This window comes from Vibrio campbellii CAIM 519 = NBRC 15631 = ATCC 25920 (assembly GCF_002163755.1).
Lineage (GTDB): Bacteria > Pseudomonadota > Gammaproteobacteria > Enterobacterales > Vibrionaceae > Vibrio > Vibrio campbellii.
In genome coordinates this window covers 718,924-743,319 of record NZ_CP015863.1, presented here as the reverse complement: position 1 = coordinate 743,319, position 24,396 = coordinate 718,924, and the positions used below count along the sequence as shown (strand labels likewise).

At 44.9% G+C, this 24,396-nt stretch carries 21 protein-coding genes, 1 other RNA gene and 1 pseudogene; 15 read left to right on the top strand and 8 right to left on the bottom strand.

Annotated elements, in window-relative coordinates:
- Positions 1-52 precede the first annotated feature (52 nt).
- From dnaK to grpE, 3 genes are all read right to left on the bottom strand, one after another.
- On the bottom strand, positions 53-1,969 hold the full coding sequence (gene dnaK / locus A8140_RS03555; protein WP_005533728.1) for a molecular chaperone DnaK: 1,917 nt from the start codon (positions 1,967-1,969) through the stop codon (positions 53-55).
- A 323-nt stretch (positions 1,970-2,292) separates the two neighbouring features.
- The gene (locus A8140_RS03550) at positions 2,293-3,567 is read right to left on the bottom strand and encodes a dicarboxylate/amino acid:cation symporter (RefSeq protein ID WP_010648318.1); all 1,275 of its coding nucleotides are present in this window, start codon (positions 3,565-3,567) and stop codon (positions 2,293-2,295) included.
- Between the two features lie 419 nt (positions 3,568-3,986).
- Positions 3,987-4,583 (bottom strand): nucleotide exchange factor GrpE, encoded by a 597-nt coding sequence (gene grpE / locus A8140_RS03545; protein ID WP_005533732.1) that lies wholly within the window; start codon positions 4,581-4,583, stop codon positions 3,987-3,989.
- A gap of 145 nt (positions 4,584-4,728) precedes the next feature.
- On the opposite strand from grpE, the gene nadK reads away from it, so the two are divergent.
- The 4 genes from nadK (at position 4,729) to bamE (ending at position 8,818) form a co-directional block, all read left to right on the top strand.
- Positions 4,729-5,613 carry an NAD(+) kinase gene (gene nadK, locus A8140_RS03540; RefSeq protein WP_005533734.1) on the top strand — a complete coding sequence of 295 codons (885 nt, stop codon included), beginning with the start codon at positions 4,729-4,731 and terminating at the stop codon, positions 5,611-5,613.
- 429 nt (positions 5,614-6,042) lie between these two features.
- Complete coding sequence (recN, locus tag A8140_RS03535) at positions 6,043-7,707, top strand: DNA repair protein RecN (protein ID WP_005533737.1); 1,665 nt, start codon at positions 6,043-6,045, stop codon at positions 7,705-7,707.
- 21 nt (positions 7,708-7,728) lie between these two features.
- The gene (locus tag A8140_RS03530) at positions 7,729-8,211 is read left to right on the top strand and encodes a GNAT family N-acetyltransferase (RefSeq protein WP_005533738.1); all 483 of its coding nucleotides are present in this window, start codon (positions 7,729-7,731) and stop codon (positions 8,209-8,211) included.
- 247 nt (positions 8,212-8,458) lie between these two features.
- On the top strand, positions 8,459-8,818 hold the full coding sequence (gene bamE / locus A8140_RS03525; RefSeq protein WP_005533746.1) for an outer membrane protein assembly factor BamE: 360 nt from the start codon (positions 8,459-8,461) through the stop codon (positions 8,816-8,818).
- A gap of 141 nt (positions 8,819-8,959) precedes the next feature.
- Here bamE and A8140_RS03520 read toward each other — a convergent pair whose 3' ends face one another.
- A complete protein-coding gene (locus tag A8140_RS03520) occupies positions 8,960-9,316 on the bottom strand; it encodes an RnfH family protein (protein WP_005533748.1) in 357 nt (118 codons plus the stop codon).
- A complete protein-coding gene (locus A8140_RS03515; protein ID WP_005533750.1) occupies positions 9,306-9,749 on the bottom strand; it encodes an SRPBCC family protein in 444 nt (147 codons plus the stop codon). Before A8140_RS03515 ends, A8140_RS03520 begins: the two co-directional genes overlap by 11 nt.
- Before the next feature lie 118 nt (positions 9,750-9,867).
- Here A8140_RS03515 and smpB point away from each other — a divergent pair, with 118 nt between their 5' ends.
- The 6 genes from smpB to A8140_RS03485 all read left to right on the top strand — a co-directional run bounded on the left by smpB (position 9,868) and on the right by A8140_RS03485 (position 16,230).
- Positions 9,868-10,353 carry an SsrA-binding protein SmpB gene (smpB, locus tag A8140_RS03510; protein WP_005424760.1) on the top strand — a complete coding sequence of 162 codons (486 nt, stop codon included), beginning with the start codon at positions 9,868-9,870 and terminating at the stop codon, positions 10,351-10,353.
- 68 nt (positions 10,354-10,421) lie between these two features.
- Positions 10,422-10,789, top strand: a transfer-messenger RNA (tmRNA) gene (gene ssrA, locus A8140_RS03505).
- Between the two features lie 137 nt (positions 10,790-10,926).
- Complete coding sequence (locus A8140_RS03500; protein WP_005533752.1) at positions 10,927-11,820, top strand: LysR family transcriptional regulator; 894 nt, start codon at positions 10,927-10,929, stop codon at positions 11,818-11,820.
- Positions 11,821-11,919: 99 nt separating this feature from the next.
- Positions 11,920-13,962: an FUSC family protein gene (locus tag A8140_RS03495; RefSeq protein WP_005533753.1), complete on the top strand. Its 2,043-nt coding sequence runs from the start codon at positions 11,920-11,922 to the stop codon at positions 13,960-13,962.
- A 145-nt stretch (positions 13,963-14,107) separates the two neighbouring features.
- Positions 14,108-14,683, top strand: a complete 576-nt coding sequence (locus A8140_RS03490) for a DedA family protein (RefSeq protein WP_005533755.1) — start codon at positions 14,108-14,110, stop codon at positions 14,681-14,683.
- Positions 14,684-14,862: 179 nt separating this feature from the next.
- Positions 14,863-16,230, top strand: coding sequence for a Na+/H+ antiporter NhaC family protein (locus A8140_RS03485; protein WP_012127116.1), 1,368 nt, complete (start codon positions 14,863-14,865; stop codon positions 16,228-16,230).
- A 48-nt stretch (positions 16,231-16,278) separates the two neighbouring features.
- Here A8140_RS03485 and A8140_RS03480 read toward each other — a convergent pair whose 3' ends face one another.
- Together A8140_RS03480 and A8140_RS03475 are read right to left on the bottom strand one after the other, a co-directional pair.
- Positions 16,279-17,115 carry a beta-keto acid cleavage family enzyme gene (locus A8140_RS03480; protein WP_005532559.1) on the bottom strand — a complete coding sequence of 279 codons (837 nt, stop codon included), beginning with the start codon at positions 17,113-17,115 and terminating at the stop codon, positions 16,279-16,281.
- Entirely contained in the window at positions 17,109-18,437 is a 1,329-nt protein-coding gene (locus tag A8140_RS03475) for an aspartate aminotransferase family protein (RefSeq protein ID WP_005532560.1), read from the bottom strand. The genes A8140_RS03480 and A8140_RS03475 overlap by 7 nt, the downstream gene beginning before the upstream one ends.
- 382 nt (positions 18,438-18,819) lie before the next feature.
- On the opposite strand from A8140_RS03475, the pseudogene A8140_RS03470 reads away from it, so the two are divergent.
- The 4 genes and pseudogenes from A8140_RS03470 to A8140_RS03460 form a co-directional block, all read left to right on the top strand.
- Positions 18,820-19,206 (top strand): annotated as a pseudogene (locus A8140_RS03470) (amidohydrolase family protein); the annotation flags it as partial.
- A gap of 1 nt (position 19,207) precedes the next feature.
- Positions 19,208-19,306 (top strand): amidohydrolase family protein, encoded by a 99-nt coding sequence (locus A8140_RS25965; RefSeq protein ID WP_113643700.1) that lies wholly within the window; start codon positions 19,208-19,210, stop codon positions 19,304-19,306.
- A gap of 246 nt (positions 19,307-19,552) precedes the next feature.
- A complete protein-coding gene (locus A8140_RS03465) occupies positions 19,553-21,211 on the top strand; it encodes a mechanosensitive ion channel family protein (RefSeq protein WP_005532564.1) in 1,659 nt (552 codons plus the stop codon).
- Positions 21,212-21,588: 377 nt separating this feature from the next.
- On the top strand, positions 21,589-22,041 hold the full coding sequence (locus A8140_RS03460; RefSeq protein WP_033000220.1) for a septal ring lytic transglycosylase RlpA family protein: 453 nt from the start codon (positions 21,589-21,591) through the stop codon (positions 22,039-22,041).
- A gap of 60 nt (positions 22,042-22,101) precedes the next feature.
- On the opposite strand, the gene A8140_RS03455 is transcribed toward A8140_RS03460, so the two are convergent.
- Positions 22,102-23,022 carry a LysR substrate-binding domain-containing protein gene (locus tag A8140_RS03455; protein WP_005532567.1) on the bottom strand — a complete coding sequence of 307 codons (921 nt, stop codon included), beginning with the start codon at positions 23,020-23,022 and terminating at the stop codon, positions 22,102-22,104.
- Positions 23,023-23,128: 106 nt separating this feature from the next.
- On the opposite strand from A8140_RS03455, the gene A8140_RS03450 reads away from it, so the two are divergent.
- Positions 23,129-24,385, top strand: a complete 1,257-nt coding sequence (locus A8140_RS03450) for a D-amino acid dehydrogenase (RefSeq protein WP_005532568.1) — start codon at positions 23,129-23,131, stop codon at positions 24,383-24,385.
- The last annotated feature ends 11 nt before the right edge of the window (positions 24,386-24,396 follow it).

Sequence of the window (24,396 nt, the reverse complement as noted above, 5' to 3'; positions counted from 1 at the left end):
ACACAAAAGTCTTATCGACTCTAGGCGACCATAAGTCGCCTAGTTAGAAATATTATTTCTTGTCGTCTTTAACTTCTTCGAACTCAGCATCAACTACGTCGTCTTCTTTAGACTGTTGAGCATCAGCGTCAGCACCTTGTGCTTGTTGCGCTTGAGCTTGTTGTTGAGCGATTTCCATTAGCTTTTGAGCTGCCGTCATTAGCGCTTGAACTTTAGCGTCGATCGCTTCTTTGTCATCGCCTTTACGTGCAGTTTCTAGCTCAGAGATAGCTGCTTCAATCTTCTCTTTCTCTTCTGCAGGCAGAGCTTCACCAGCTTCTTCTACTTGCTTCTTAGTACCGTGAATCATTTGGTCAGCTTGGTTACGTGCAGTTACTAGCTCTTCGAACTTCTTGTCCGCTTCTTTGTTAGCTTCTGCTTCTTGTACCATTGCTTCGATCTCTTCCTCAGACAGACCGCCTGATGCTTGGATAGTGATCTTCTGTTCTTTACCAGTCGCTTTATCTTTCGCAGATACGTTTAGGATACCGTCAGCATCTAGGTCGAAAGTTACTTCGATTTGTGGCATGCCACGTGGTGCTGGTTGGATACCTTCTAGGTTGAACTGACCAAGAGACTTGTTGTAAGTCGCTTGCTTACGCTCACCTTGTAGTACGTGGATAGTTACCGCGCTTTGGTTGTCTTCAGCTGTAGAGAACACTTGATCCGCTTTTGTTGGGATAGTTGTGTTTTTCTCGATTAGCTTAGTCATTACGCCGCCCATCGTTTCGATACCGAAAGATAGAGGAGTAACGTCTAGAAGTAGTACGTCTTTAACGTCACCAGCTAGTACACCACCTTGAACTGCAGCACCCATTGCTACTGCTTCGTCAGGGTTTACGTCTTTACGAGCTTCTTTACCGAAGAACTCAGCAACTTTAGCTTGAACCATAGGCATACGAGTTTGACCACCAACTAGGATAACGTCAGTGATTTCGCCTACAGATAGGTCAGCATCCGCTAGAGCAACTTTTAGAGGCTCAAGAGAACGTTGTACTAGGTCTTCAACTAGAGACTCAAGCTTCGCACGAGTCACTTTGATGTTCATGTGCTTAGGACCAGTCGCATCAGCAGTAACGTAAGGTAGGTTTACGTCAGTTTGAGTAGTAGAAGAAAGCTCGATTTTCGCTTTTTCTGCTGCTTCTTTAACACGCTGCATTGCTAGTGGATCAGTTTTAAGGTCGATACCTTGCTCTTTCTTGAACTCATCTACTAGGTAGTTGATCATGCGGTTATCGAAATCTTCACCACCAAGGTGAGTGTCACCGTTAGTTGAAAGAACTTCGAAAGTCTTCTCGCCTTCTACTTCATCGATTTCGATGATAGAGATATCGAATGTACCACCACCAAGGTCGTATACAGCGATAGTGCGATCACCGCCTTGCTTGTCTAGACCGTAAGCTAGAGCAGCAGCAGTTGGTTCGTTGATGATACGTTTAACATCTAGACCAGCGATACGGCCAGCATCTTTAGTTGCTTGACGTTGAGCATCGTTAAAGTAAGCAGGAACAGTTACAACTGCGCCAGTTACTTCTTCGCCTAGGAAGTCTTCAGCTGTTTTCTTCATTTTCTTAAGAACTTCAGCAGATACCTGAGGAGCAGCCATTTTTTGGCCTTGCGCTTCTACCCATGCATCACCGTTGTCAGCCTTAACAATATTGAAAGGCATGATTTCGATATCGCGTTGAACTTCTTCATCTTCAAAACGACGACCGATTAGACGCTTGATAGCGAACAGTGTGTTTTGAGGGTTAGTAACAGCTTGACGTTTTGCAGGTTGACCAACTAGCGTCTCGCCTTCTGTGTATGCGATTACTGATGCTGTTGTACGTTCGCCTTCAGCATTTTCGATTACGCGTGGTTTGTCGCCGTCAAGAACAGCAACACAAGAGTTAGTAGTACCTAAATCAATACCAATGATTTTACCCATCAGGCTATCTCCGAATAAATTCTATTTTCGTTTTGCTATATCCCCTATGTGGGGACGTAGAATCGGGTTTCAACCCTTACTCACAAACTAAAATAATGTTGTTTGCTTCTCTTATGCCCAATAGATAAGGGCTGCAAATGGCTTTTCAAGGGAGAGAGCAAAAAAAATTGAAAAAAGTTGCGCAAAAGGTGGGGCGGGATTCTCAAATCTCGGAGCGCAGCGTTCCATAGGACGAAGTCCGTTCCCGAAGCGAAGCGTCTCTAAAAAGAAAAAGCGAGGCCCTAAGACCTCGCTTTGAATTCGATTGAGTGAGCAATTATCAATTATGCACTTGCTTGTGCTGGCTCAGCATCCACGATTTCTTCTTTACCAATCTCGCCTTCAGACTTAGCAACAATCGTGTTTACTGCAGTGTCGCCGACTACGTTAGATGATGTACAGAACATGTCGTTAATACGGTCAACCGCAGCAACGATTGCTAGACCTTCTGGTGGTAGACCCAATTGGTGAAGGATAACACCAACCATTACTACACCACCGCCAGGAACACCGCCAGCACCGATAGACAGTAGCAGAACCGTGAAGCCTAGAGTCACTAGGTCAGATACCGCGATAGGCTGACCAAATGCGTTCGCACAGAATACCGCTGCGATTGCGATGTAGATTGAAGCACCTGCCATGTTCATCGTAGCGCCCAGTGGTACACCAAAACCAGCTACCGACTTAGACACACCGATCTTGTCAGTAAGAGTGCGCATCGTTACAGGAATCGTCGCATTTGAACTTGCTGTAGATAGAGAGAACAGCACTTGCTCACGCGTCTTACGAGAGAACTCACGTGCAGAGATACCTGTAAACATTTGAACCGCTAGTGGGTATACAACGAAGATCCAAAGCACCAGCATTGAAACCACAAGAGCAACATAACCTGCTACCGATGCAAGCGTGCCTGCATCCAGTGTTGCGCCAAGTTGAATCATCAGAGCGAATACACCGTATGGCGCAAGGCTCATAACAAGGCCAATCAGCTTCATCATGATTTCGTTCGCCATCTTAAAAGTACGAACCGCAGGGCCGCCTTTTGAATCAAGCGCTTGGATAGCAAGACCTGTCAGAATTGCCATAAAGATGATCTGTAGCATGTCGCCATTTGCAAACGCCTGTACCGGGTTGCTCGGAACGATGTTCACAACCATAGAGAAGATATCCGGCGTTTCTGTTGACTTAAGTGCCACAGAGTCAGAAATCGTACCCGCTAGGTTTGCGCCAGCACCAGGCTGAACAATCATAGCAACAGTAAGAGCAGCAATAATCGCAACGACGGTATTCAAAATGTAAAGAGTAAAGGTTTTACCACCTAAGCGACCAAAAGAACGAATGTCTTTAAGCTCAACAATGCCACATACAATTGATACATAAACCAAAGGAACAACCAGAAGTTTAATCAGCGAAACGAACATGCCGCCTGCCCCTTCTGCCGTACCTAGGATATAGGTATCAAAAATCGCAATACCGCTAAATAAGTACTGAATAGCTGTACCCAGCACAAGGCCGGCGAACAAACCAATAAAAATCTTACTAGAAAGCGATTTATCCATCATAAATCTCCGAAATGTTGTGTTTGCTATTTATATTTTTATAGTTACATCTGCTGATTTTTACGGCAGACATCGCGAATAATACACACCAGAGTTACAAAATAAAGACTTTCTTTACAGAAATGTTAATAGATAACATTAAAAGTAAATCACTAGATCCACATTCATATTCAGAATTAAATCTCGAAGGAAAGTCAGAACAGCCACTTATAGACACAGCATTCCATAAGTAAGCGATATAAAGAAAGGATGTATCCTATGAGAAAAATATTTCCCAATAAGAAAAACTTTGAAGAGGATCAAATTTCAAATTCATCGCATATTCAGAGGAGTGAATATGATGAGGGCATGTTTGAAACAAAAACGCCCGCTATTGAATAGCGGGCGTTTTAATATATTTATATCAATGGGTTAACTGATTACTTAGCAACCATAACCATTGCAGGACGTACAACACGGCCGTTTAGCTCGTAGCCTTTTTGCATCACAAACATCACTGTGTTCGAGTCGTGATCTGGGCTCTCTTGAATAGACATCGCTTGGTGGAATTCAGGGTTGAATGCTTCACCTTCTGGGTTGATCTCTTTCAAACCAAATTTCGATACTGCGTCTACAAATGTCTTATGCGTTAGCTCAACACCTTCAAGAATTGGCTTAACCACTTCGTGCTCTGCATCTGCAGCTTGGATTGCACGCTCAAGGTTATCGATAACTGGAAGTAGTTCTTCAGCGAATTTGTTCAGAGCGTACTTACGAGCTTTATCGATTTCTTGCTCAGTACGACGACGCATGTTTTCTACTTCAGCTTTAGCGCGAAGAACCGCATCTTGCTGGTCTTTCACTTTGGTTTCGCTAGACAGTAGTGCTGCTTCTAGTTGAGCAATCTTAGCGTCTTTCTCATCACCAATGTCTTCAAGTTCTGCTTCAGCTTCTTGTGCTGCTGCTTCTACTTTCTCCGCTTCTTCGATGATTTGATCAAGCTCTTCTTCTGTAACTTTGTTTTCTTCGTTGCTCATGATATCTCCAGAATTCAACTTAATGTCCTTAAAGCCACTCACGTTTTGCGGGCTTTAACCACATAAAAATTCGCATATTTAGGTAACTTGCCATTATTATGGGGATGAAGATTCCTGATTCAAGCCTCTTTAATGCGGAAATGCTATGAAAAACCCATGTAACGTGATCGCGATTATCGGAAAACCACGAGATCAGCAGGCAATACAAACTCATAGAGAGTTGTACGAATGGCTGACATCCGAGGGTTACCAAGTGTTTATCGATGATCGCCTTGCTGCAATTTTAGACGAAATCCCGCAAAGCCAATTTGCTAGCCTCGTTGAACTGGGTAAAAACGCGGATCTCGCTATCGTTGTTGGCGGTGATGGCAACATGTTGGGCGCTGCGCGTATTTTGTCGCGCTTTGACGTGGCCGTCATCGGTGTAAACCGTGGTAACTTAGGCTTCTTAACGGACTTAAATCCAGATGACTTCAAAGAAGCATTAAAGGCTGTACTGAAAGGCGAGTACATTGAAGAAGAGCGCTTTTTGTTAGAAGCAGAGATTCATCGCCACGGACAAATCAAAAGCCACAACGCGGCCTTGAACGAAGCAGTGCTTCACCCAGGGCAAGTGGCGCACATGATTGAATTTGAAGTCTACATCGATGACAGCTTTGCGTTTTCCCTACGTGCTGACGGCTTGATCGTATCGACCCCAACAGGTTCGACTGCCTACTCGCTTTCTGGTGGTGGTCCAATTCTGTCGCCAAGCTTAAACGCGATATCTTTGGTGCCAATGTTTCCACATACCCTTTCAAGCCGACCACTAGTAGTAGATGGTAAGCGCCGTATTAAGCTGATCGTGTCACCAGAAAACCGCGGAACACAAGAAGTGAGCTGTGACGGGCAAGTCTCCCTACCAGTGTCTCCGGGTGATGAAATACATATCTATCAAAGCCCAAACGTGCTCAAGCTAATTCATCCAAAAGACTACAGCTACTACCACGTACTAAGAAACAAACTTGGTTGGTCAAGCAAACTGTTTTAATAAACAAAGGTTGATGTGAAAGCATCAACCTTTTTGAAAAAAGCGGAAATAAGCGCTCAACTATCAGTTGTATGCCATCACTTTTCGAGTCACTAACCCAATTATCGATGCTATTCCCGATGCTCCGCCTATCACACCGGATGACTTTGTCGATAATTCTCCTTCCTGATGTAGGCACCTCTGAATGTCGCTCGCCTAGAAGCAACAACTAATACCGTAGCCGTTTTTGAGCCGCTCACAATTAATCCAAATCGACCGTAACTTATTCAATTTAAATAAATCGTTTTATTTTACGAGACCTATTTTTCCTTTATCCATCACAAAAAAGCGCTTCTTTCATAAAAAATACCGCCCCCACCTTTACTGTATAAAGAAACAGTATATACTGTTTTCTTATACAGTATTGTTCAGTTATACAGGTAAATAAAAATGCTGGCTCATCTAAGTGTTAATAATTTTGCGATTGTTAAGTCTTTACAGCTCGAGCTTTCAAAGGGCATGACCACCATCACTGGTGAAACAGGTGCAGGTAAATCCATTGCAATTGATGCTTTAGGTCTTTGTTTAGGCGGGCGTGCCGATGCAGGCATGGTGCGACAAGGCGAAGAAAAAACAGAAGTCAGCGCTGCCTTTTTACTGGACAACAATCTACACGCAACGCGTTGGCTAGAAGATAACGACCTGCTGGATGGCAGCGAATGTATCTTGCGTCGCATCATCACCAAAGAAGGCCGCTCTAGAGCCTTCATCAACGGCAGCCCAGTCCCACTTTCACAACTCAAATCTCTTGGGCAGTTGTTGATCAACATCCATGGACAGCACGCACATCATCAATTGATGAAAAGCGAGCATCAAATGGCCATGCTTGACCAATATGCAGGACATTTAAACCTATTGAAAAGCACACGCAGTGCTTACCAGCATTGGCGTCAGGCAGACAATAACCTTAAGCAGCTAAAAGAGAACAGCCAGCAAAACCAGGCACAAAAACAGTTGCTTGAATACCAAATCAAAGAACTGAATGAGTTATCGCTAGGTGAAGAAGAATTCGCAGAGCTCGAGCAAGAGCACAAACGACTGTCCAACAGCGGTGAACTTGCCGCTACCTGTCAGCAAGCCATCGAACTTATTTACGAAGGTGAAGAAGTCAATGCGCTTGGTATTTTGCAATCGGCCAATCACTCCCTAATACAATTATCGGAATTAGATGAGAAACTCGCTGAACTACCAAACATGCTGTCAGAAGCAATGATCCAGCTAGAAGAAACCAAAAACGAACTTCGCAGCTACCTTGACGGCATTGATGTCGATCCGGGTCGTATGGCTTATGTCGAAGAACGTTTTTCTAAAGTGATGTCGATGGCTCGCAAACACCATGTGATGCCTGATGAGCTATACCAGCACCACCAAGATCTGCTGGCACAAATCGAAGCACTAGATTGCTCTGATGAACGCTTAGATGAGTTAGCACAAGAAGTGGAGCAGAAATACCAAAGCTTCTTAACTCAAGCAGAAAAACTGCACAAATCACGCAGCCGTTATGCTAAAGAATTGAACAAGCTGATCACCCAAAGCATGCACGAGTTGAGCATGGAAAAAGCCGTGTTCAGTATCGAAGTGAACAACGAAAACGCGCATCCATCTCCGCTAGGCATGGACAGCGTATGCTTTTTGGTTTCAACCAATCCAGGCCAACCATTACAACCTACCGCTAAAGTCGCGTCTGGCGGTGAGCTATCACGTATCTCCTTAGCGATCCAAGTGATCACAGCGCAGAAAGTTGACACACCAAGCTTGATCTTTGACGAAGTGGATGTAGGTATCAGCGGCCCAACCGCCGCCGTAGTTGGCAAGATGCTGCGCAAACTGGGCGAATCAACCCAAGTTATGTGTGTTACCCACTTGCCGCAAGTTGCTGGCTGCGGTCACCAGCAGATGTTTGTAGCCAAACACACCAAAGGCGGCCAAACTGAAACACAAATGCGCTCACTAGATGAAGAACAACGCGTGGCAGAACTCGCTCGCCTACTTGGTGGCAGCCAAATCACTGACTCTACATTGGCAAACGCAAAAGAACTGCTTATCGCGGCTTAACAGATCGGCGAGGGATGAGAAATGGATATCAGAGCAATCAACAAAACCAACTGCTTAGATCTTGTCCCTATTTTTGTTGAGTTGGAGCAATACTATTTCAACGAGCAAGCTGCCTCCGAGAAAGAACTGACTCATTATCTCAAGTACAAAGTCTTTTCAGAGTACTCTGGTGTCAAAGTTATTGCTGCATACAATGACGACACCATAATGGGGTTTGCAACCTACACCGTGATGTTTCCTGCACCGAAACTCTCTGGTCAAATGTATTTGAAAGACCTATTTGTGTCCTCTTCTGCGCGAGGAAAAGGCGTAGGATTAAAGTTGATGAAATATCTCACGTCTCTTGCCGTCAATCATGGTTGCCATCGATTAGATTGGACAGCAGAAAGTACAAATCCTATCGCAGGTCGGTTTTACCAATCGATTGGCGCTGAGCGAGTCACCGAGAAAGAGTACTATCGCTTTTCCGGCGATACTCTACTTGAGTTTTCACAAGCCAAATAATCGCTGAACTTTCTCCCTCATTGGCCTGACAAAAATGCCATTATTTTGCGTGACAAACTGTTCAGCTCTAGGTTTACGCGAATTTGTGAGTCATGTTCCGTCATTTAGCGTGCAATATCGATGAATAAATGCAACTCAACTCAAAATTCGTTGTCAGAGTTCCTACCATACGACGCATAGCTTTTTACATCTGCGTCGAGCTTGTTTATTATCAGCGCAGTATTTTAAAGGTTACTAAGAAATTATTATGCAATTAAAGAAGTGGTTAGTTGCCGTACCATTAGCAATGACATTGCTGACAGGATGTTCGGTATTGGAAAAACTGGTTTATCGTATTGATATCAACCAAGGCAACTATGTAGAACAAAGTGCGGTTGATAAATTAAAGTTTGGGATGACTAAAGCACAGGTTCGCTACGTTCTTGGTTCACCTATGTTGATTGAAAATGGCTACCCAAATACGTGGTACTACATTTACCACCACACTCCAGGTCACGGTGAATCAGTGCAAAAAGATCTTATCGTTAACTTTAACGACCAAGGCACACTGGCAGACATCACTGGTGACTACCCGAAAAGCGATGCGTTTTACGAGAAGATTCAGTAAACAACCTTTATTTTCGCAGTATTCCTAAAGCCTCCGCACGGAGGCTTTTTTATTTCGGCTGACGCGCACAGAGCGAGAAAAGTAAGCTCCAAAAACAACAAAACCTCCCAGTTGGGAGGTTTTGTTTTATATCTTCAAGCATTATTCCGCTGATTTTCTCAAGGCGTTTGGCTTACCACCCGTCACAGGATCTGCGTTGCCAGCCACTTTTGCTTGCTCAGCTCGTTTACGACGAATCTCTTTTGGATCCGCCAATAATGGACGGTAAATTTCGATTCGGTCTTTGTCTCGAACTGTCGCATCTAGTCGAACGTTGCGGCTATAAACACCCACTTTGTTCTTCTTCAAATCAATCTCTGGGTACAGTTCAAGCACACCGGACTGGCGAATAATCTCTTCAACAGTGGCATGGTTATTCACCACCAAGTTAAACACTCGCTGCTCTTGAGGCAAGGCATACACCACCTCAACGTGAATCATGTCCGACTCAATACTCATAGCACTCGTATACCTGTTTCGCTCGATTGGTAAAAGCATTCACCATGTTACTGGTGAGCTCGTTGAAAATCTTGCCGAAAGCCATTTCGATCATTCTGCTTGAGAATTCAAACTCAAGCTTAAGCTCGACTTTACACGCTTGCTCGTCAAGTGCGGTAAAGATCCAGCCACCACGCAATGTCTTAAATGGTCCATCAACCAAATTCATCATGATAGCCTGGCCCGGAATAAGCTCGTTAGACGTGGTGAATGTCTTGCTGATACCTGCTTTTGCTACATCGACAGAAGCCACCATGCCCTCGCCCGAAGACTCAACGATTCTTGAACCTGAACAACCAGGTAGGAACTCAGGATACTTCGAAACATCATTGACTAGATCGAACATCTGCTCTGCACTAAAAGACACTAAAGCAGAACGGCTGATTTGCTTCATACACACTCCTATCGATACGCGTACATGTTTAAGACTTGTGCCAATTGTACTTTTATTCCACGATAGAGCAAATAAAAGGATTTCCTAACGTATATCCAACCCGTATAATGAGTTCATTATGGTAAAGAAAAAATCAAAGCAAAAAGCGGGTAGTAACACTATCGCGCTTAACAAAAAAGCTCGCCACGAATACTTCATTGACGATGAAATTGAAGCCGGCATGGAGCTACAAGGCTGGGAAGTGAAAGCACTTCGCCAAGGCAAAGCCAACATCGCTGAAAGCTACGTTTTCATGCGTGACGGCGAAGCTTTTGTCAGCGGAATGACGATCACACCTCTTAACCAAGCTTCTACTCATGTTGTCGCAAACCCTACACGTGTGCGCAAACTATTGATGAGTCGTCGTGAACTCGACAACCTTCTTGGTCGCATCAACCGTGAAGGTATGACGCTAGCCGCGTTGTCACTGTACTGGTCTCGCTCTTGGGTAAAGATCAAAATTGGTGTTGCGAAAGGTAAAAAGCTTCACGACAAACGTACCGATCTTAAAGAAAAAGATTGGGCTCGTGAAAAAGCGCGCGTAATGAAGAGCTCACTGCGTTAAACTTGACCACTTAGACGCATAGTACTGGACAGCCTAGACTTTTCTGTTACTATGCCGATATTACCTCTGGGGCTGATTTAGGATTCGACGGGAATTCAGAAGTCTGAGGTGCATGCCGAGGTGCGGTAGGCCTCGTTAACAAACCGCAAAAAAATAGTCGCAAACGACGAAAACTACGCACTAGCAGCTTAATAACCTGCTCAGAGCTCTCTCGCCCTAGCTTCCGCACGTAAGACGGGGACCAACGAGGGATCAAACCCAAACGCGCTAGCCCGGATTCTCCCGCCTGAGAGATGAACGGTGAATTTTAATTCAGGATAGTCATTTACTAGCGTGTCGGTTCGCAGGTGGGTGGTGAATTTAAAGATCGACTAAGCATGTAGTACCAATGATGAAAGGTTTTCGGACGCGGGTTCAACTCCCGCCAGCTCCACCAAACGTTTGGAAAGGGCCAACTCGAAAGGGTTGGCCCTTTTTGTATCTGCAGTTTGCATCCCCCCTCAACTCATCGCTTTGATTCCAAGCCAAAATCTCTTAGTCTGTGGTTAAGCATTCATCAATGGACGTGAGTTTATGCTAAAAGGCAGTGAATACCCTTCTATTCGTGCACTTAGAACCTTTGTTGCGGTTGCTAACCATCTGAGTTTTTCTAAAGCGGCAGAAAGTTTGTGCGTGACTCAAGGTGCCGTGAGCAAACAAATTGCGACGTTAGAGCAACTGGTTGGGCTGCCATTAATTCAGCGTGGTCTCAATGGTATTGAGCTCACAGAAGAAGGAAAACGTTACTTACCCAAGGTGACCGAAGCGTTGGAGATCATCCAACATGCCACGGCAAGCTTGATTCAAACCGACACAGAGCAAGAATTATTGGTGGTCGATGTCACGCCTTCTTTCGCCAGTTTGTGGTTGGTACCGAACATTGATGCCTTCCATCAAAACCATCCTGATATCCGCGTTAAAGTTCGTACCAGTGATGGTCCAATAAATCAGTTAGATGTAGACAGCGACATCACCATCCGTTGCCTTCCTCTTTCTAGTCACTACGAACATGGTCGATTGTTGCGTCAAGAAATGCTGCTGCTAACGGGCTCATCAAGTTCTTCAACGTGTAACGACAAACAGTCCATTGCGAATTTCGCTTTTATTCCTCAAACAACGCGCCCGCAGTTGTGGGAGCAGTTCAAACTAGAACAATCTCTGCAAAGCGCGATTCATTATCACCCTGTCGGTCATGAGCATTTCTATCTTTCTTATGAAGCGGTAAAGCTTGGCAAAGGGCTTGCCCTCCTGCCTGATTTTATGGTGCAACAGGCGATGTCGAGAGGTGAGGTCCACCACATCCAACAATTGAGTATGCATAGCCATTATGGCTATTACGTATTTGTGCCGAACTACCGTCTAGCGGCGCGAAAAGTCTCGCTGTTCAATGATTGGCTATTTACTCAGCTTGGAGAAGGCGTCGGTTAGATAACGACTCCGCCTCAATTTTTCAATCTGTGGTTGAAGCCAGCACATCAAAAGATATTCGCGTTACACTGAAGGTGTTGCCAACTGTAATGAGGGTTTATGACGTTATCTCCTGCCTTTCTGCGTAAAATCTGGTACTCCCCTTCAGTGAACCTTGGTCTGCGTGCCACCAGCGCGATTGTTCTGTTCATGGGGTTGGGTGTGCTATTCAACCAAATCAATCTCGCCATGACGGCTTTAATGACCATGCCTGCAGCATTGATCAGTGGTTTAGACACTGCCGGTCCTAGGCGTTGGACACGCTTTGCAATTACCGCTTTCACGTGGAGCATTACGCTTGTCATCAGTTATGCCCTGCTGAATATGGGCTTACCACTGTGGCTGACTTACGGCGCGATGGGAGCAGTATTGGCGAGTGCAGCAGTGAATGGTCCGTTTTGGGGACGCCTTGGCATGTCGAGCTTACTGATCGCGGTCGTGAGCTTGTCACTACATAGTTCCAGCGCGGTACTTGGTCTCTATCCTATGTTGGTGTTGGGACCACTCATTTTTGCGCTGTTCAGTTGGCTTTGGTTTGCCTTATGGAAACATTACGCGCTGCGTGTTTGTCTTTCTGCGATTTACGAGACGCTAGCGGACTATATTCAATATCGCCAAGCTTTCTTGCTTGGAAGCGAAAACGATGCCCCGAAACGACGCATCAAATATCAGTTGATTGAACTGTTTCAGCAAGCGCTGCAATCAGAATCTTTTCGCTCTAAACATGAAGATGCCAACTCTCTACGTCAGGCTTTGTTTTTAGCGCTCGATACGTTTGAAGTCATCTTGAGCAGTCATACCAGCAACCCTGATCTACTCAAGCAATTTCAATCCAGCAAATCGAAACGAGATCTACTCTTGGTTTGGAGCCAACATTGTCAGCAAAGATTAAGACACAAAGCCAAGCAGCTTTTGCATAACACGCATGAAGAGATGGAACACTTAAGCTCACTGGAGCAGGAAGCCCATGATTTGATTGAGGCAGTGAAGCTAGAAGACCAACCTCGTTTTCGCTACTGGGCATACGCGGTCAAGCATATTTCTCGTCGTATTGAGCTTAATGAACCTGCTTATGAACGTTCCTTTGAGGTACAACCATTCGAACTGTCTTTCCGTTTACCAAGTCGAGACAACCCGATTTGGCGCCACGTGACTCGCGTTGGTTTGATGTTTGCTCTTGGCGCTGGGATTGCTGAATACTTTGAATTGATTCGCCCGGATTGGGTATTAATTTCCATGTTGATGGTGATCCAGCCGAGTTTCTTGGCCACCCGCAGTAAGACTTGGCAACGCTGTTTAGGTACGGCGCTTGGGGTATTGTTCGCCACTTCATTGATTCATCTAGGCGTACCAACGAACATCCTGTTTGTGTTGATCGCAGTTCTATTACCTGTCGCAATGCTCAATATTATGCGTCATTATTCGCTGGCGATTGGCTGTATTACCGCACTGTTGATTTTGGTTTATCAGACCATGGCACACCAAGGGCTCGACTTTGCCGCTCCGCGCTTGATCGACAATGTCGTCGGTGGCGCAATTGTCTTGCTCGGTTATGGCTTATTGTGGCCGCAGTGGCGAGGTAAGGAGATTCATACCCAAGCATTAAAAGCGCTCGATAGTTCAAAAAGCTTATTTGTGTATTGCTATGAGCAGTTACAAGTCGACACTGAGCAACGTGATCACATGGCGCTCACTAAGCAACGTGCCGCTATGCTCACCGCTGAAAGTGACCTTGAACTGATTTACAACGAGATGCAACAAGAGCCAAGGCACACTCGTGCCGATCCACATTATTATGAAGATATGTTGAGCCATTATCGCTTGTTGAGTCACTACCTTTGCTTGCTGCTCCCTCTAGTGAGAGCGGGCACCTATTACCAAGGCTCACCGCAAGTCGAACGCCTTATTCATGATGCGATGGATGCGTTGATCAGTACGATTCGTGACAATCGCGTGCATGAACTGCCAGCGCTGAGCAATAAAACCGATGCCGATCATCCCTCCTCAAGGGCTGGTCAACGATCTGTCGAAGAGATCATCTGGTTAGCATTGATGACCATTAAACAAATGCACGACTTAGTAAGGCGTAACCTAAAAGACTAAATACGCAGCACTATTATCAACGGCGTGTCAGATTTTACTGACTGAGAACAACGTCGATTGACCAAGCTAACTAACAGGAGTATCACTCCAGCTTCGTTCCACTTTTGTTAGAGGAAAGCGTTTGGAACACATAAATGAACTATTGATGGCGATGAAGCCGCTGCTTGAGCAATATGGCTATCTCGCCCTTATCGTCAGCATCTTTCTTGAAGGCATTGGTATTCCGATGCCGGGGCAATCGCTGATGATTGCGGCGTCTATCATCTCATCAGAGCATGTCATGAACCTGAGCCTAGTGATGATAGTCTCTTGGTTGAGTTGCTTTTTTGGCAACACGTGCGGCTACCTGATTGGCTATTACTTTGAAGGTTGGTTAGATAAGAAAGGCTATATTTCTGGCCCCAAAATGCAGAAGCTACAAAGTACGATTCAAAAGTATGGTCCTGCTTGTTTAGTTGTCAGTCGCTTTATTGAAGGGATGAAGCAGTTTATGCCGCTTGCTTGCGGTATTGCTAAGATGCCGCGCAAAGAGTTCTTGTTGGGTAACGCGCTTGCAACCACCATTTGGGTTGCCGTGTTCAGTTTGCTCACCAACTTCACGTTTGAGCACTTGAGCGTCCTTAGCCAGTTCTATACCGATCATCGCTACGTGGTTTGGTCTAGTGCAGCACTGCTGTTCTCACTGATGATCTTCGCACTTCTCAAACGAAAAAAAGCGTAAATGCTCTAAACCAATGTAATTCCGCAAAGGCTCACGGTATCAATAAGATATGTTATGTGAGCCTTTTTTATTGGTCTTTTAGATTAAAAATAGCCAGCCATTTAGACGTCTAGACGTTGACAAGTCTTTGGTGTCAGATTAGTCTGCTCGCCTTATTTATTGATTATGTTGTCGTTCACATGTCTGGTTCTAAAAATTCTAATAAAGCAATCGCACCATCAGCGGTCGCACTTTTACCTTTAGTGTTATTCCTTGCGCTGTTTATTGGCGTAGGCACTTATCTTTCTTTTCAGGGTGTCGCTCTGGCATTCTATCAATTCCCAGCACCAATCGCTGCTTTGCCAGCGGTGATTCTCGCTCTTATTCTAAGTAAAGATAAGCTCAATAAAGCAATTGAACATTTTATGCAGGGTGTTGGTCATTCAGACATCATCGCCATGTGCATGATCTACTTGCTTGCAGGCGCTTTTGCATCGGTAGCAAAAGCATCTGGCGGTGTCGATGCAACGGTTAATTTTGGCTTGGCTACCTTACCCTCTGGCTTAATCTTACCGGGTATCTTCGTGATTTCTGCATTTATTGCGACCGCGATGGGTACGTCAATGGGCACCATTGCCGCTATAGCTCCAGTAGCATTGGGTATTGCGCAGTCTGCTGGCATGAGCATTCCTCTTACCGCAGGTGTAGTACTGAGTGGAGCCATGTTTGGTGATAACCTGTCGATAATTTCGGACACTACAATTGCTGCAACACGCTCTCAGGGATGCCAAATGAAGGATAAATTCAGAGAGAATGTCCGCATAGCAATACCAGCAGCCTTAGTCGCTATTGCAATTTTTACTTACTTTAGTACGGAAGCGGTATTACCAGAGACTGGGGCTATTGAATGGCTTAAGATTTTACCTTACATCTCTATTCTTGTACTAGCCGCTTCCGGAGTGAACGTCTTCGTCGTATTGACAATAGGGATAGGCTTAGCAGGAATTAGCTGCTTGACCTTTGTGAAAGATTACGCCGTTGCTAACCTTGCAAATGATGTTTATTCTGGATTCACTAATATGCAAGAGATCTTCTTACTTTCGATGCTAATCGGTGGTTTAAGTGAACTCATGCGCCGCCAGGGTGGCTTAGCATTTCTGACAAATCTTGTAAGTAACATGATAGCTAAATTTAGTTCAAAGCATTCTCTGAACGTCAGTAGCCGCGCAAGTGAGTTAGGTATTGCTGGCCTGGTTGCGATGGTGAATACCTGTACCGCCAACAACACCGTTGCCATCATTGTATCAGGTAGCGTGGCTCGTCAACTGGCAGAAGAGAACAACGTATCACCACGTCGCTCTGCAAGTTTGTTGGATATCTTCTCGTGTGTTATCCAAGGTGTATTGCCATACGGCGCACAAGTTCTGCTACTGGGCTCGGTATTTCACCTTTCTCCACTAGAAGTTGTCGCGAACTCTTACTACTGTTTCGCGCTTGCAATTGCAGCAATCGTGGCGGTGTTTATCAAGCATCCAGCGCGTCAGTCTGTAACTCAGACTGAAAGCTAAAATTAGATTTGAAGAAGGCTCCGATTGGAGCCTTTTTTATGTCCGTGACTAAATGGACTCTCGAAAACTTTCTGCATCATGCAGTGGCACATCGAGCAATTCAAAAATCTCTTTTAATCGCCGAACTTGCTCTGCATTGCTTTTTGCAAGTTGACCATCCGAACTCAAATGGTTGTTCTCAAAGCCTACCCGAACATCCAATCCCAGTAACATTGCATGGGTTAAACAGTCTTGTTCTCTCGCGCCAAACGCGCACACGGCACATCTAACCTTCTCTTCGATAAAGCGCTCTAAATGCATTGCTCGTAAATCCCATGGCGAAGATTGTTGAGCCTCATGATATCGACCAAGAACCACTAACGCGTGTTGGTTGTGCTTGGGTAAAACGCCTCGCTCTCGTAGGGAGAAATAGCGCTCGATGTCTGCCTGATCATACAAAATGATTTGACTGAGAATGCCCTGAGCAGCGACCCAATCGAAAAAGACAAAACCTTGCTCTTCACTCTGCTCATCAGGAATCAGTTCACGCAAAGCAAAGGAAGCGGCTTCTGGTTTTACCGCTTTAACCAGCGCCATTTGTTGTTGTGGTGAATACATTCCAACAGCCTCAGTCGTGAGCTGAACAATCATCGAATCCCCCACCGCAGCTTTCACCGCGTGGTAGATTTCTAAGTTGTCATCTAACTCTAGAGAATGTCTGCCTTGCGCATCTCTCGCGTGCAAATGAATCATGGTAGCCCCTACCGTTTGACATGCTTTCGCCTCGGCAACCATTTCTTCAGTATTCATCGGCAATTGAGCATGGTATTGCTTAGTTTTTCTCGCCCCATTGGGCGCAACAATAATCGCGATTCGAGCCCTTTTAGTTTGGGAGTTCACTACCATTTCTGCGACACCTCTCTAAGTGAACGAGTGAGCTTATCCACCAGCTCGTCAATATGGCTTCGTTCGATGATAAAAGGCGGTGCAAGAAGGATATGATGCCCATTTATACCATCAATCGTGCCGCCCATTGGGTAGCACATCAGTCCATTTTTCATCGCTTGTTGCTTGACCTTTTTGTCTGCCAAAGTTGAATTAGGCAGCGGGATTTTACTTACTTTGTCTGCTACAAGCTCAATGCCAAGAAACAGCCCTTTACCACGAATATCCCCAATATATGGGAAGTCTGAAAGCGCCGATTCGAGCTCTCTTTTTAACATCGCCCCTTGTTGATTGACGGCTTGCAAGAGCTTTTGGTCACCGATGGTTTGAATGGTTGCAACAGCTGCTGCGCACGCAACAGGGTGCGCCATAAAGGTATGCCCATGCTGAAAGAAGCCACTACCAGACGCGATTGCATGATAGATTTTATCGTTGGCAACAACGGCTCCGATTGGTTGATAACCCGCCCCTAAACCTTTCGCCATACAGACTAAATCTGGGACGGCCTGCTCTTGTTCAAAAGCAAAAAAGCTACCGCAGCGTCCAACACCACACATCACCTCATCCATGATCAGCAACACATCATAGCGATCGCAAATTTCTCGTATTCGTTTGAAGTGACCTTGAGTGGCAGGTACTGCACCAGCTGTTGCGCCAACAATCGGCTCTGCAACAAAAGCCATGACGTTATCCGAGCCCAGTTCTAAAATTTTAGCTTCAAGCTCATTGGCCGCTCTCAGTGAATAATCGAGTTCTGATTCGCCTTGCCTTTGATGACGATAGGCATAACACGGCGCAATGTGATGGCTTGGGTGTAAGATAGGTTTGAAAGGTTCACGCCGCCATTCATTTCCACCAACAGCCAACGCACCAAGTGTATTACCGTGGTAGCTTTGTTGGCGGGCAATAAACTGCTTTTTCTCAGGTTTGCCACATTCCACAAAGTATTGCCTTGCCATCTTTAGTGCAGATTCAACCGCTTCAGAGCCCCCACTGACTAAGTAGACATGATTGAATTGCGATGGCATTTGCTGGCAAATCAGCTCAGCCAACTGCTCACTTGCTTCACTAGTAAAAAAGCCAGTGTGAGCAAAAGATACTTTTTCGATTTGGTCGAGCATGGCTTGTTTAACAGCTTGGTGGCTGTGCCCAAGGTTTGATACGGCAGCGCCACCGCAAGCATCGAGATATTGGTTGCCTTGATTATCGAACAGATAAACCCCTTCCCCTCTGGCGATAGTGGGCAATTTGGCGTGGCAATGACGGTGAAACACGTAAGACATGAACGTCCCTTCCTAGTGACTATTTTCTAAGCATAGTCAGGAAGATACGATTTATAAGCAAGGTAAGAAAAGTGCACCGCCATGAGCATTTGGAATACCATAACCCAAATACTAAAAAAACCTTACAAATAAGAACCTTAGAAAAATATACTCAGCTTTATTCAAGGGAGGACTATAGGTGACCGAAAGCTATATTAATAACGGATTAAGCCACTTCGTTTCTCTTCTAAAACTAAGCTTCTAAAACTCAGTGCTTGCTAGCAAATTCCACATAAGCATCACTCATTTATCTGATCTGGATTAAAGATCAAATCAACATCGCAACGCTCTTCTTCAATGTGCACTAGATTGATTAAAGCATATGCCATAACGGCGCCTTTATATGAAATCAACATGGATTCCTTTCGCCCTCTCCAGTCTTGCACTAACGGGCTGTTTTTCAGACGAAACTAAACAAGCAGAAGCCGTTGCCGAGCCAATTAAAGTGACCGCTGCCGATAAGATATTCTTTGGTGGCGATATCCTCACGATGGCCGGAGATACCCCAGAATACGCCGAAGCGATTGCAACATTAGGAGAGAAAATTATCTATGTCGGCAGCAAAGAAGACGCAATGGAGCATAAATTTGGCAAGACCCAGTTGGTTGATTTAAAGGGGAAAGCTTTACTCCCTGGCTTTATTGATCCTCACAGCCATGTTTATGGTGTTGGCTTGCAGGCAATGGTGGCAAATGTGCTTCCTTCTCCTGATGGGCAAGCAGACGCAGTAAATGACGATTTGGCCAGCATATCAACACGTTGAGGAAACAACAAAAGGCAGTTTAGAAGTCGGTAAAAACGCTGATTTGATCATTTTAGATAAAAACTAACTAAAGGTAGAACCTGACACTTTGAAGGACTTAAAAGTCCAACAAACTATCAGCAGAGGTGAAACCGCTTATCAACGTTAAAGCTATCAAACGTTTGAATCAACACCGCCTCATCTGAGGCGGTTTTGTTAATCAGTCACATATCAATTAGCTCGTAATCTACACGAGAGAATGCGGCCCTTTGTTATCTAAACTAATATTTTAGCTAAACTTATTAGGACAAAAAACCAAGGCTAGGAAAGGCACATGACAAAAATCGCATCATGGATGATGGGAGCTCTGCTCTTGTTCTGCAGTCATTTAACTCAAGCAAGTGATCCTTTTCCACTTTCTCCCCCAAACCTTTCAACGCCACAACAAGCGATAATAAGCTTCAATGATCTAGTGGCTGAAGCGAATCAAGAGCTTAATCTTATACTGGCTGATCAAAAGCACAACACTGAGCCTAATCGACAGAAAGTGTATGCACTTTTCGATAAAGCAACTCAAGTCTTTGACTTAAGTGATGTGCCTGATTCTAGCCAAAATAAAGTGGCACTCGAGTCCGTGATGTTAATGAAAGAAATTCTCGACCGAGTGCCTCTCATTGAGCTTTCCAAAATTCCAAATAGCAATGCACTAGCACAGTGGAGAGTGCCAGAAACCAGCTTAGAGTTGGTGAAGCAGGCCGATGGTCAATATCGATTTTCCCAGCAAACCGTAAAAGGGTTGTATCGCGACTATCTTCTAGTCAAGCACTTACCGTCTCATTCCGAAGCATCCCTCGACTACTTTAAATACTACTCACTGAGTGCTGGACGTTTAATTCCGCCACACTGGTTTTATCTTATCGAAGCCTTGCCGAGCACATTTATGGTCGAATATTGGAACCAAGCCCTATGGCAATGGTTGGGGTTAACCATATTGTTCATTGTAATGAGCGGCGTTCTCATTCTTCTGTTCCACAATGTTAGTGCGCCTGTCACAAGATCAATTCTTGCCGTATTAACCTTGAGCGGTTTTCTATACCTTGCAGACTACCAACTTAATTTAACGGGCACGTTAATGTCGACGTTGAATATAGTTATCGAACTCATCTGTTGGCTCTTGCTCAGCCAAGTCGCTTACCTTGTTATCTATCAAGCTTGTCGCCTACTGATGAAGAAACAACGCTCGAAATCAACATTACGTCATAGCCTGGCACAAATTATTGGTACTCTTTTTGGCTCCATGGCTGCGATCGCTTGCCTTGGTTACGGTTTAAATCGATTAGGGGTACCTGTATACGGAATCGTAACAGGATTGAGTCTTGGAGGGATGGCCATCGCACTCGCAATTCGTCCCACAATGGAGAACTTAATTGGTGGTGTCATTTTGTTTTTGGACAAATCTTTGTCGGTTGGGGATTACTGCCAAATTGGTAATCAATCAGGCGTTATAGAGCAAATAGGAGTGCGCTCGACTCGTATCAGGGCAAAAGATAGAACCCAAATTACCATCACCAACGGGGACTTGATTAAGCATGAAATCATCAACTTTAGCCGTCGAGACCGTTACCCGTTCAAGACAACCATTGGGCTACGGTATGAGACCAGTATGTCTCAACTCCAAACGATCACGAAGAAGATAACAAACTTGCTCCAAGAGCACCCTAACGTTTTAGATTCACCTATTCGAGTACACTTTGATACCTTCAATGCCTACAGTTTGGATATTAAAGTTCTCGCTCATCTGAATACAACGAGTAAAGAGACATTTCTTAATTTGCAGCAATCGCTACTGATATCGATTAATCAGATTATTGAAGCGGAGGACACAAAGTTCGCCTTGCCTTCTCATACCACTTATCTCGCCACCGATTCTGTACAGCCGGCAGCTACAGCCCAAGTTCAAATTAAAGCTCAAGTAATAGATCAAAACACATAATGTAAAACCGCCTCAGACGAGGCGGTTTCTACGAGACTAGAGTGTGACTTTCCGTTTCCCCCAGCGGTAAACCTAAGTCCAATAACACCCAAAGCTATCTACTGTAGTCGTTATTACCCTTTATCTACACTCAAATTAAAGGTGATGAGTTTCATCATTGCGTAACGAACTTAATTATTCTCAAAATCCAAGATGGCTGGTTAAAAGAGCCTTTTTAGCTTTATTAGGGCTGACATTTTACTGATAAAAACTTTTCATCAGAATGACTTAAGAAAGCACTCTTAATGGAAGCATTACCCGAACGTAGTGGATGGCGTTCATTTCAGAATAATGACTATACTCTTCATTGCGTAGCTAAAAACACGAAAAAGATAAAAATGAGTAGATTAACGTTCCCAAATCACACAAAAAAGCTTTGCATTATTTTTACAACTCTCGCTCTTATGATTTCAGCAGGGTGCACTTCGACGTCAGCGGTCGGTAACTCTAAAACAAAAGGTTATGCTCAGTCACATGCTCTTAATGGCAAAGCGTCTTGGTATGGAGATAAGTTCCATGGGAAACTAACTGCAAGTGGTGAAACATATGATCTAAATGCCCTTACCGCAGCGCACAAAACTTTGCCTTTTGGCACTATCGTGCGAGTAACCAACACCGCCAACAACAAGTCTGTTAATGTAAAAATTAACGACAGAGGCCCTTTTGTGCGAGGTCGAGTAATTGATCTTTCACGCAAAGCTTTTGCAAAGATTGGCAACGTTGGACAAGGTACAATACCTGTAAGAATAGATATTGTTGATGACAGCAATACGTTTAGGTACAAACATTAACTCTCCTCCCAAGTTTAATCTAATCAGACTCTACGACAACGCTGTGATTCTCGGAGATGTTTAGGGCTGATCAACTAATCTACGTTGACTACTTGTTTCGTGCATTATCCAATATCTAAATCTCGCCGTCTGCTCACTTTGGTTGTTGATAATCAGATAGTAACCTGCGCTAGCATCCACAGGTTCAAATGGCGAGACTAGGCGACCAGATGCTAACTCGTCTTCCACCAGCGCCATGCGTGCCATTGCGATACCCACTCCGGCTTCGGCCGCTGACATTGCCATATCAGTACGATTAAAGAAGTGCCCTACATCTGTTTTAAAATCGAATCCCATACTTGATGCCCAATACAGCCATTCATAGTCACGCGGAGCCTTATCCCATGGCATAGCATCGTGCAGTAACGTCGCGTCTCGCCATTTTTCTGGCGACGCTTTAAGAGTTTTTAGCCACCCATGATCCTCAAGGTATTTTGGACTCATGACTGGCAAAAGTTGTTCATCGAGAATCCGCTCTGCACTTTTATCTCGATAGGGATGAGAACCGTAGTCTATCGCAACGTTATAGTCCTTTAGCTCACTATTCACTAGTGCTCCCTCTGCAAAAATCTGCACTTGGAGATCGGGGTTTTCTAGATGAAAGCTTTCAAGACGTGGGACCAACCATTTAAACGCAAAAGAAGGCGTCAGCTTGAGGCGAATTTCATTGTGGGGCTTTTCAACTTGTAGATCTTTAAGTGTCTTTCCTAGTTCTGAGAAGTGAAATTGCGTAGATTGAGATAATTGTAACCCTTTGGGTGTTAGTCGGATGCCACGCGAATGGCGTTCAAACAAAGTAAAACCTAGCTGCTCTTCTAATTGAATGATTTGCTGACTGATCGCACCGGTCGTCAAGTGCAATGCTTTTGCAGCACTGGTGAAACTGCTATGTTCTGCCACTTGGTTAAATAGCCACAGCCCGCTAACAACACTACTTTTCATTCTTGAGCCTATAGTTTTTCTAAACGCTGAATGTAATTTATATCGATTGTTAACAAAAGGTAAAGAAGACAAACTGCGCAACATAGAAAATGTGTGGAGTGCATCAATGGAAGTCATCGTGTTAGGCAGTGGTGTTATCGGTTTAACCTCAGCTTGGTATTTATCTCAGGCTGGCTATCAGGTCACCGTTATCGATCGCCAAGCAAATAGTGCGATGGAAACCAGCTTCGCTAACGCGGGACAAATCTCTTACGGTTATTCTTCACCATGGGCTGCGCCAGGGGTACCACTCAAAGCCATAAAGTGGCTCACTGAAGAACATGCACCACTTAAAATAAAGCCATCTCTCAGTCCAGAGCTAATTCGCTGGGCAACGCAAATGGTGTCGAACTGCACCTTATCCCGCTATCAGATCAACAAAGCAAGAATGCTCTCTATCGCCAATCACAGTCGCGCGTGTTTGGAGCAGTTACGCCGTGAGCATGCGCTTGAATACCAAGGACGCCAATTGGGCACCCTGCAAGTATTTCGCTCTCAACAGCAGCTCGATGCCATAGAAAAAGACCTTAAGCTGTTAGAGCAAAGCGGTACACGCTTTCAGTTAATGAATGTCGAACAGTGCATCAAGCAAGAGCCAGGATTGGCATTAGTAAAAGAAAAATTGGTCGGTGGGCTATATCTACCCGATGATGAAACGGGAGACTGTTTCCAGTTCTGTCAGCAGTTAACAGAGCTTGCGAAAGCCCATGGCGTCAGGTTTGAATTCAATACGGAGGTGAGTAATTGGGTTGCTGTAGGCAAAAAGATCATGGGTGTCCAAACGGACCGTGATTTGTTTAGAGCAGACCAATTTGTACTTGCCTCCGGCAGTTACTCGACAGCGTTACTCAAACAGCTTGAGATCGACATCCCTGTTTATCCCGTCAAAGGCTATTCACTGACGGTGCCGATTAAATGCGAGCAATTTGCGCCACGTTCTACCGTCATGGATGAAACCTATAAGGTGGCCATGACGCGCTTTGATGATCGCATTCGCGTCGCAGGAACCGCAGAGCTAGCAGGCTTTGATCCTTCGTTACCACAAAAGCGCAAAAATACGATTGAAATGGTGATTCGTGATCTGTTTCCGCAAAGTGCCGACTTCACTCAAGCCGAATTCTGGAGCGGTTTTCGCCCCATGACACCAGATGGTACGCCTATTATTGGTGCAACACCATACGAGAACTTATTTACCAACACGGGGCATGGCACCCTCGGTTGGACAATGGCGTGTGGCTCAGGGCAAATACTTGCAGACATCATGCTGAATTCGGATACCAAAGTAACAAATCACTCAGAATTAAGCTTGAACCGTTACGCCTAAACACCTGCAAT

Excerpts from the sequence above, each read along its gene's own strand:
- A8140_RS03520 (WP_005533748.1), bottom strand. The coding sequence starts at position 9,316 with ATGAGTATTGAGTCGGACATGATTCACGTTGAGGTGGTGTATGCCTTG.
- grpE (WP_005533732.1), bottom strand. The coding sequence starts at position 4,583 with ATGAGCAACGAAGAAAACAAAGTTACAGAAGAAGAGCTTGATCAAATC.
- A8140_RS03450 (WP_005532568.1), top strand. The coding sequence starts at position 23,129 with ATGGAAGTCATCGTGTTAGGCAGTGGTGTTATCGGTTTAACCTCAGCT.
- bamE (WP_005533746.1), top strand. The coding sequence starts at position 8,459 with ATGCAATTAAAGAAGTGGTTAGTTGCCGTACCATTAGCAATGACATTG.
- A8140_RS03465 (WP_005532564.1), top strand. The coding sequence starts at position 19,553 with ATGACAAAAATCGCATCATGGATGATGGGAGCTCTGCTCTTGTTCTGC.
- A8140_RS03455 (WP_005532567.1), bottom strand. The coding sequence starts at position 23,022 with ATGAAAAGTAGTGTTGTTAGCGGGCTGTGGCTATTTAACCAAGTGGCA.
- A8140_RS03460 (WP_033000220.1), top strand. The coding sequence starts at position 21,589 with ATGAGTAGATTAACGTTCCCAAATCACACAAAAAAGCTTTGCATTATT.
- A8140_RS03495 (WP_005533753.1), top strand. The coding sequence starts at position 11,920 with ATGACGTTATCTCCTGCCTTTCTGCGTAAAATCTGGTACTCCCCTTCA.
- A8140_RS03490 (WP_005533755.1), top strand. The coding sequence starts at position 14,108 with ATGGCGATGAAGCCGCTGCTTGAGCAATATGGCTATCTCGCCCTTATC.
- A8140_RS03550 (WP_010648318.1), bottom strand. The coding sequence starts at position 3,567 with ATGGATAAATCGCTTTCTAGTAAGATTTTTATTGGTTTGTTCGCCGGC.
- A8140_RS03480 (WP_005532559.1), bottom strand. The coding sequence starts at position 17,115 with ATGGTAGTGAACTCCCAAACTAAAAGGGCTCGAATCGCGATTATTGTT.
- A8140_RS03515 (WP_005533750.1), bottom strand. The coding sequence starts at position 9,749 with ATGAAGCAAATCAGCCGTTCTGCTTTAGTGTCTTTTAGTGCAGAGCAG.
- A8140_RS25965 (WP_113643700.1), top strand. The coding sequence starts at position 19,208 with ATGACGATTTGGCCAGCATATCAACACGTTGAGGAAACAACAAAAGGC.
- A8140_RS03485 (WP_012127116.1), top strand. The coding sequence starts at position 14,863 with ATGTCTGGTTCTAAAAATTCTAATAAAGCAATCGCACCATCAGCGGTC.
- A8140_RS03475 (WP_005532560.1), bottom strand. The coding sequence starts at position 18,437 with ATGTCTTACGTGTTTCACCGTCATTGCCACGCCAAATTGCCCACTATC.
- A8140_RS03530 (WP_005533738.1), top strand. The coding sequence starts at position 7,729 with ATGGATATCAGAGCAATCAACAAAACCAACTGCTTAGATCTTGTCCCT.
- dnaK (WP_005533728.1), bottom strand. The coding sequence starts at position 1,969 with ATGGGTAAAATCATTGGTATTGATTTAGGTACTACTAACTCTTGTGTT.
- A8140_RS03500 (WP_005533752.1), top strand. The coding sequence starts at position 10,927 with ATGCTAAAAGGCAGTGAATACCCTTCTATTCGTGCACTTAGAACCTTT.
- recN (WP_005533737.1), top strand. The coding sequence starts at position 6,043 with ATGCTGGCTCATCTAAGTGTTAATAATTTTGCGATTGTTAAGTCTTTA.
- smpB (WP_005424760.1), top strand. The coding sequence starts at position 9,868 with ATGGTAAAGAAAAAATCAAAGCAAAAAGCGGGTAGTAACACTATCGCG.
- nadK (WP_005533734.1), top strand. The coding sequence starts at position 4,729 with ATGAAAAACCCATGTAACGTGATCGCGATTATCGGAAAACCACGAGAT.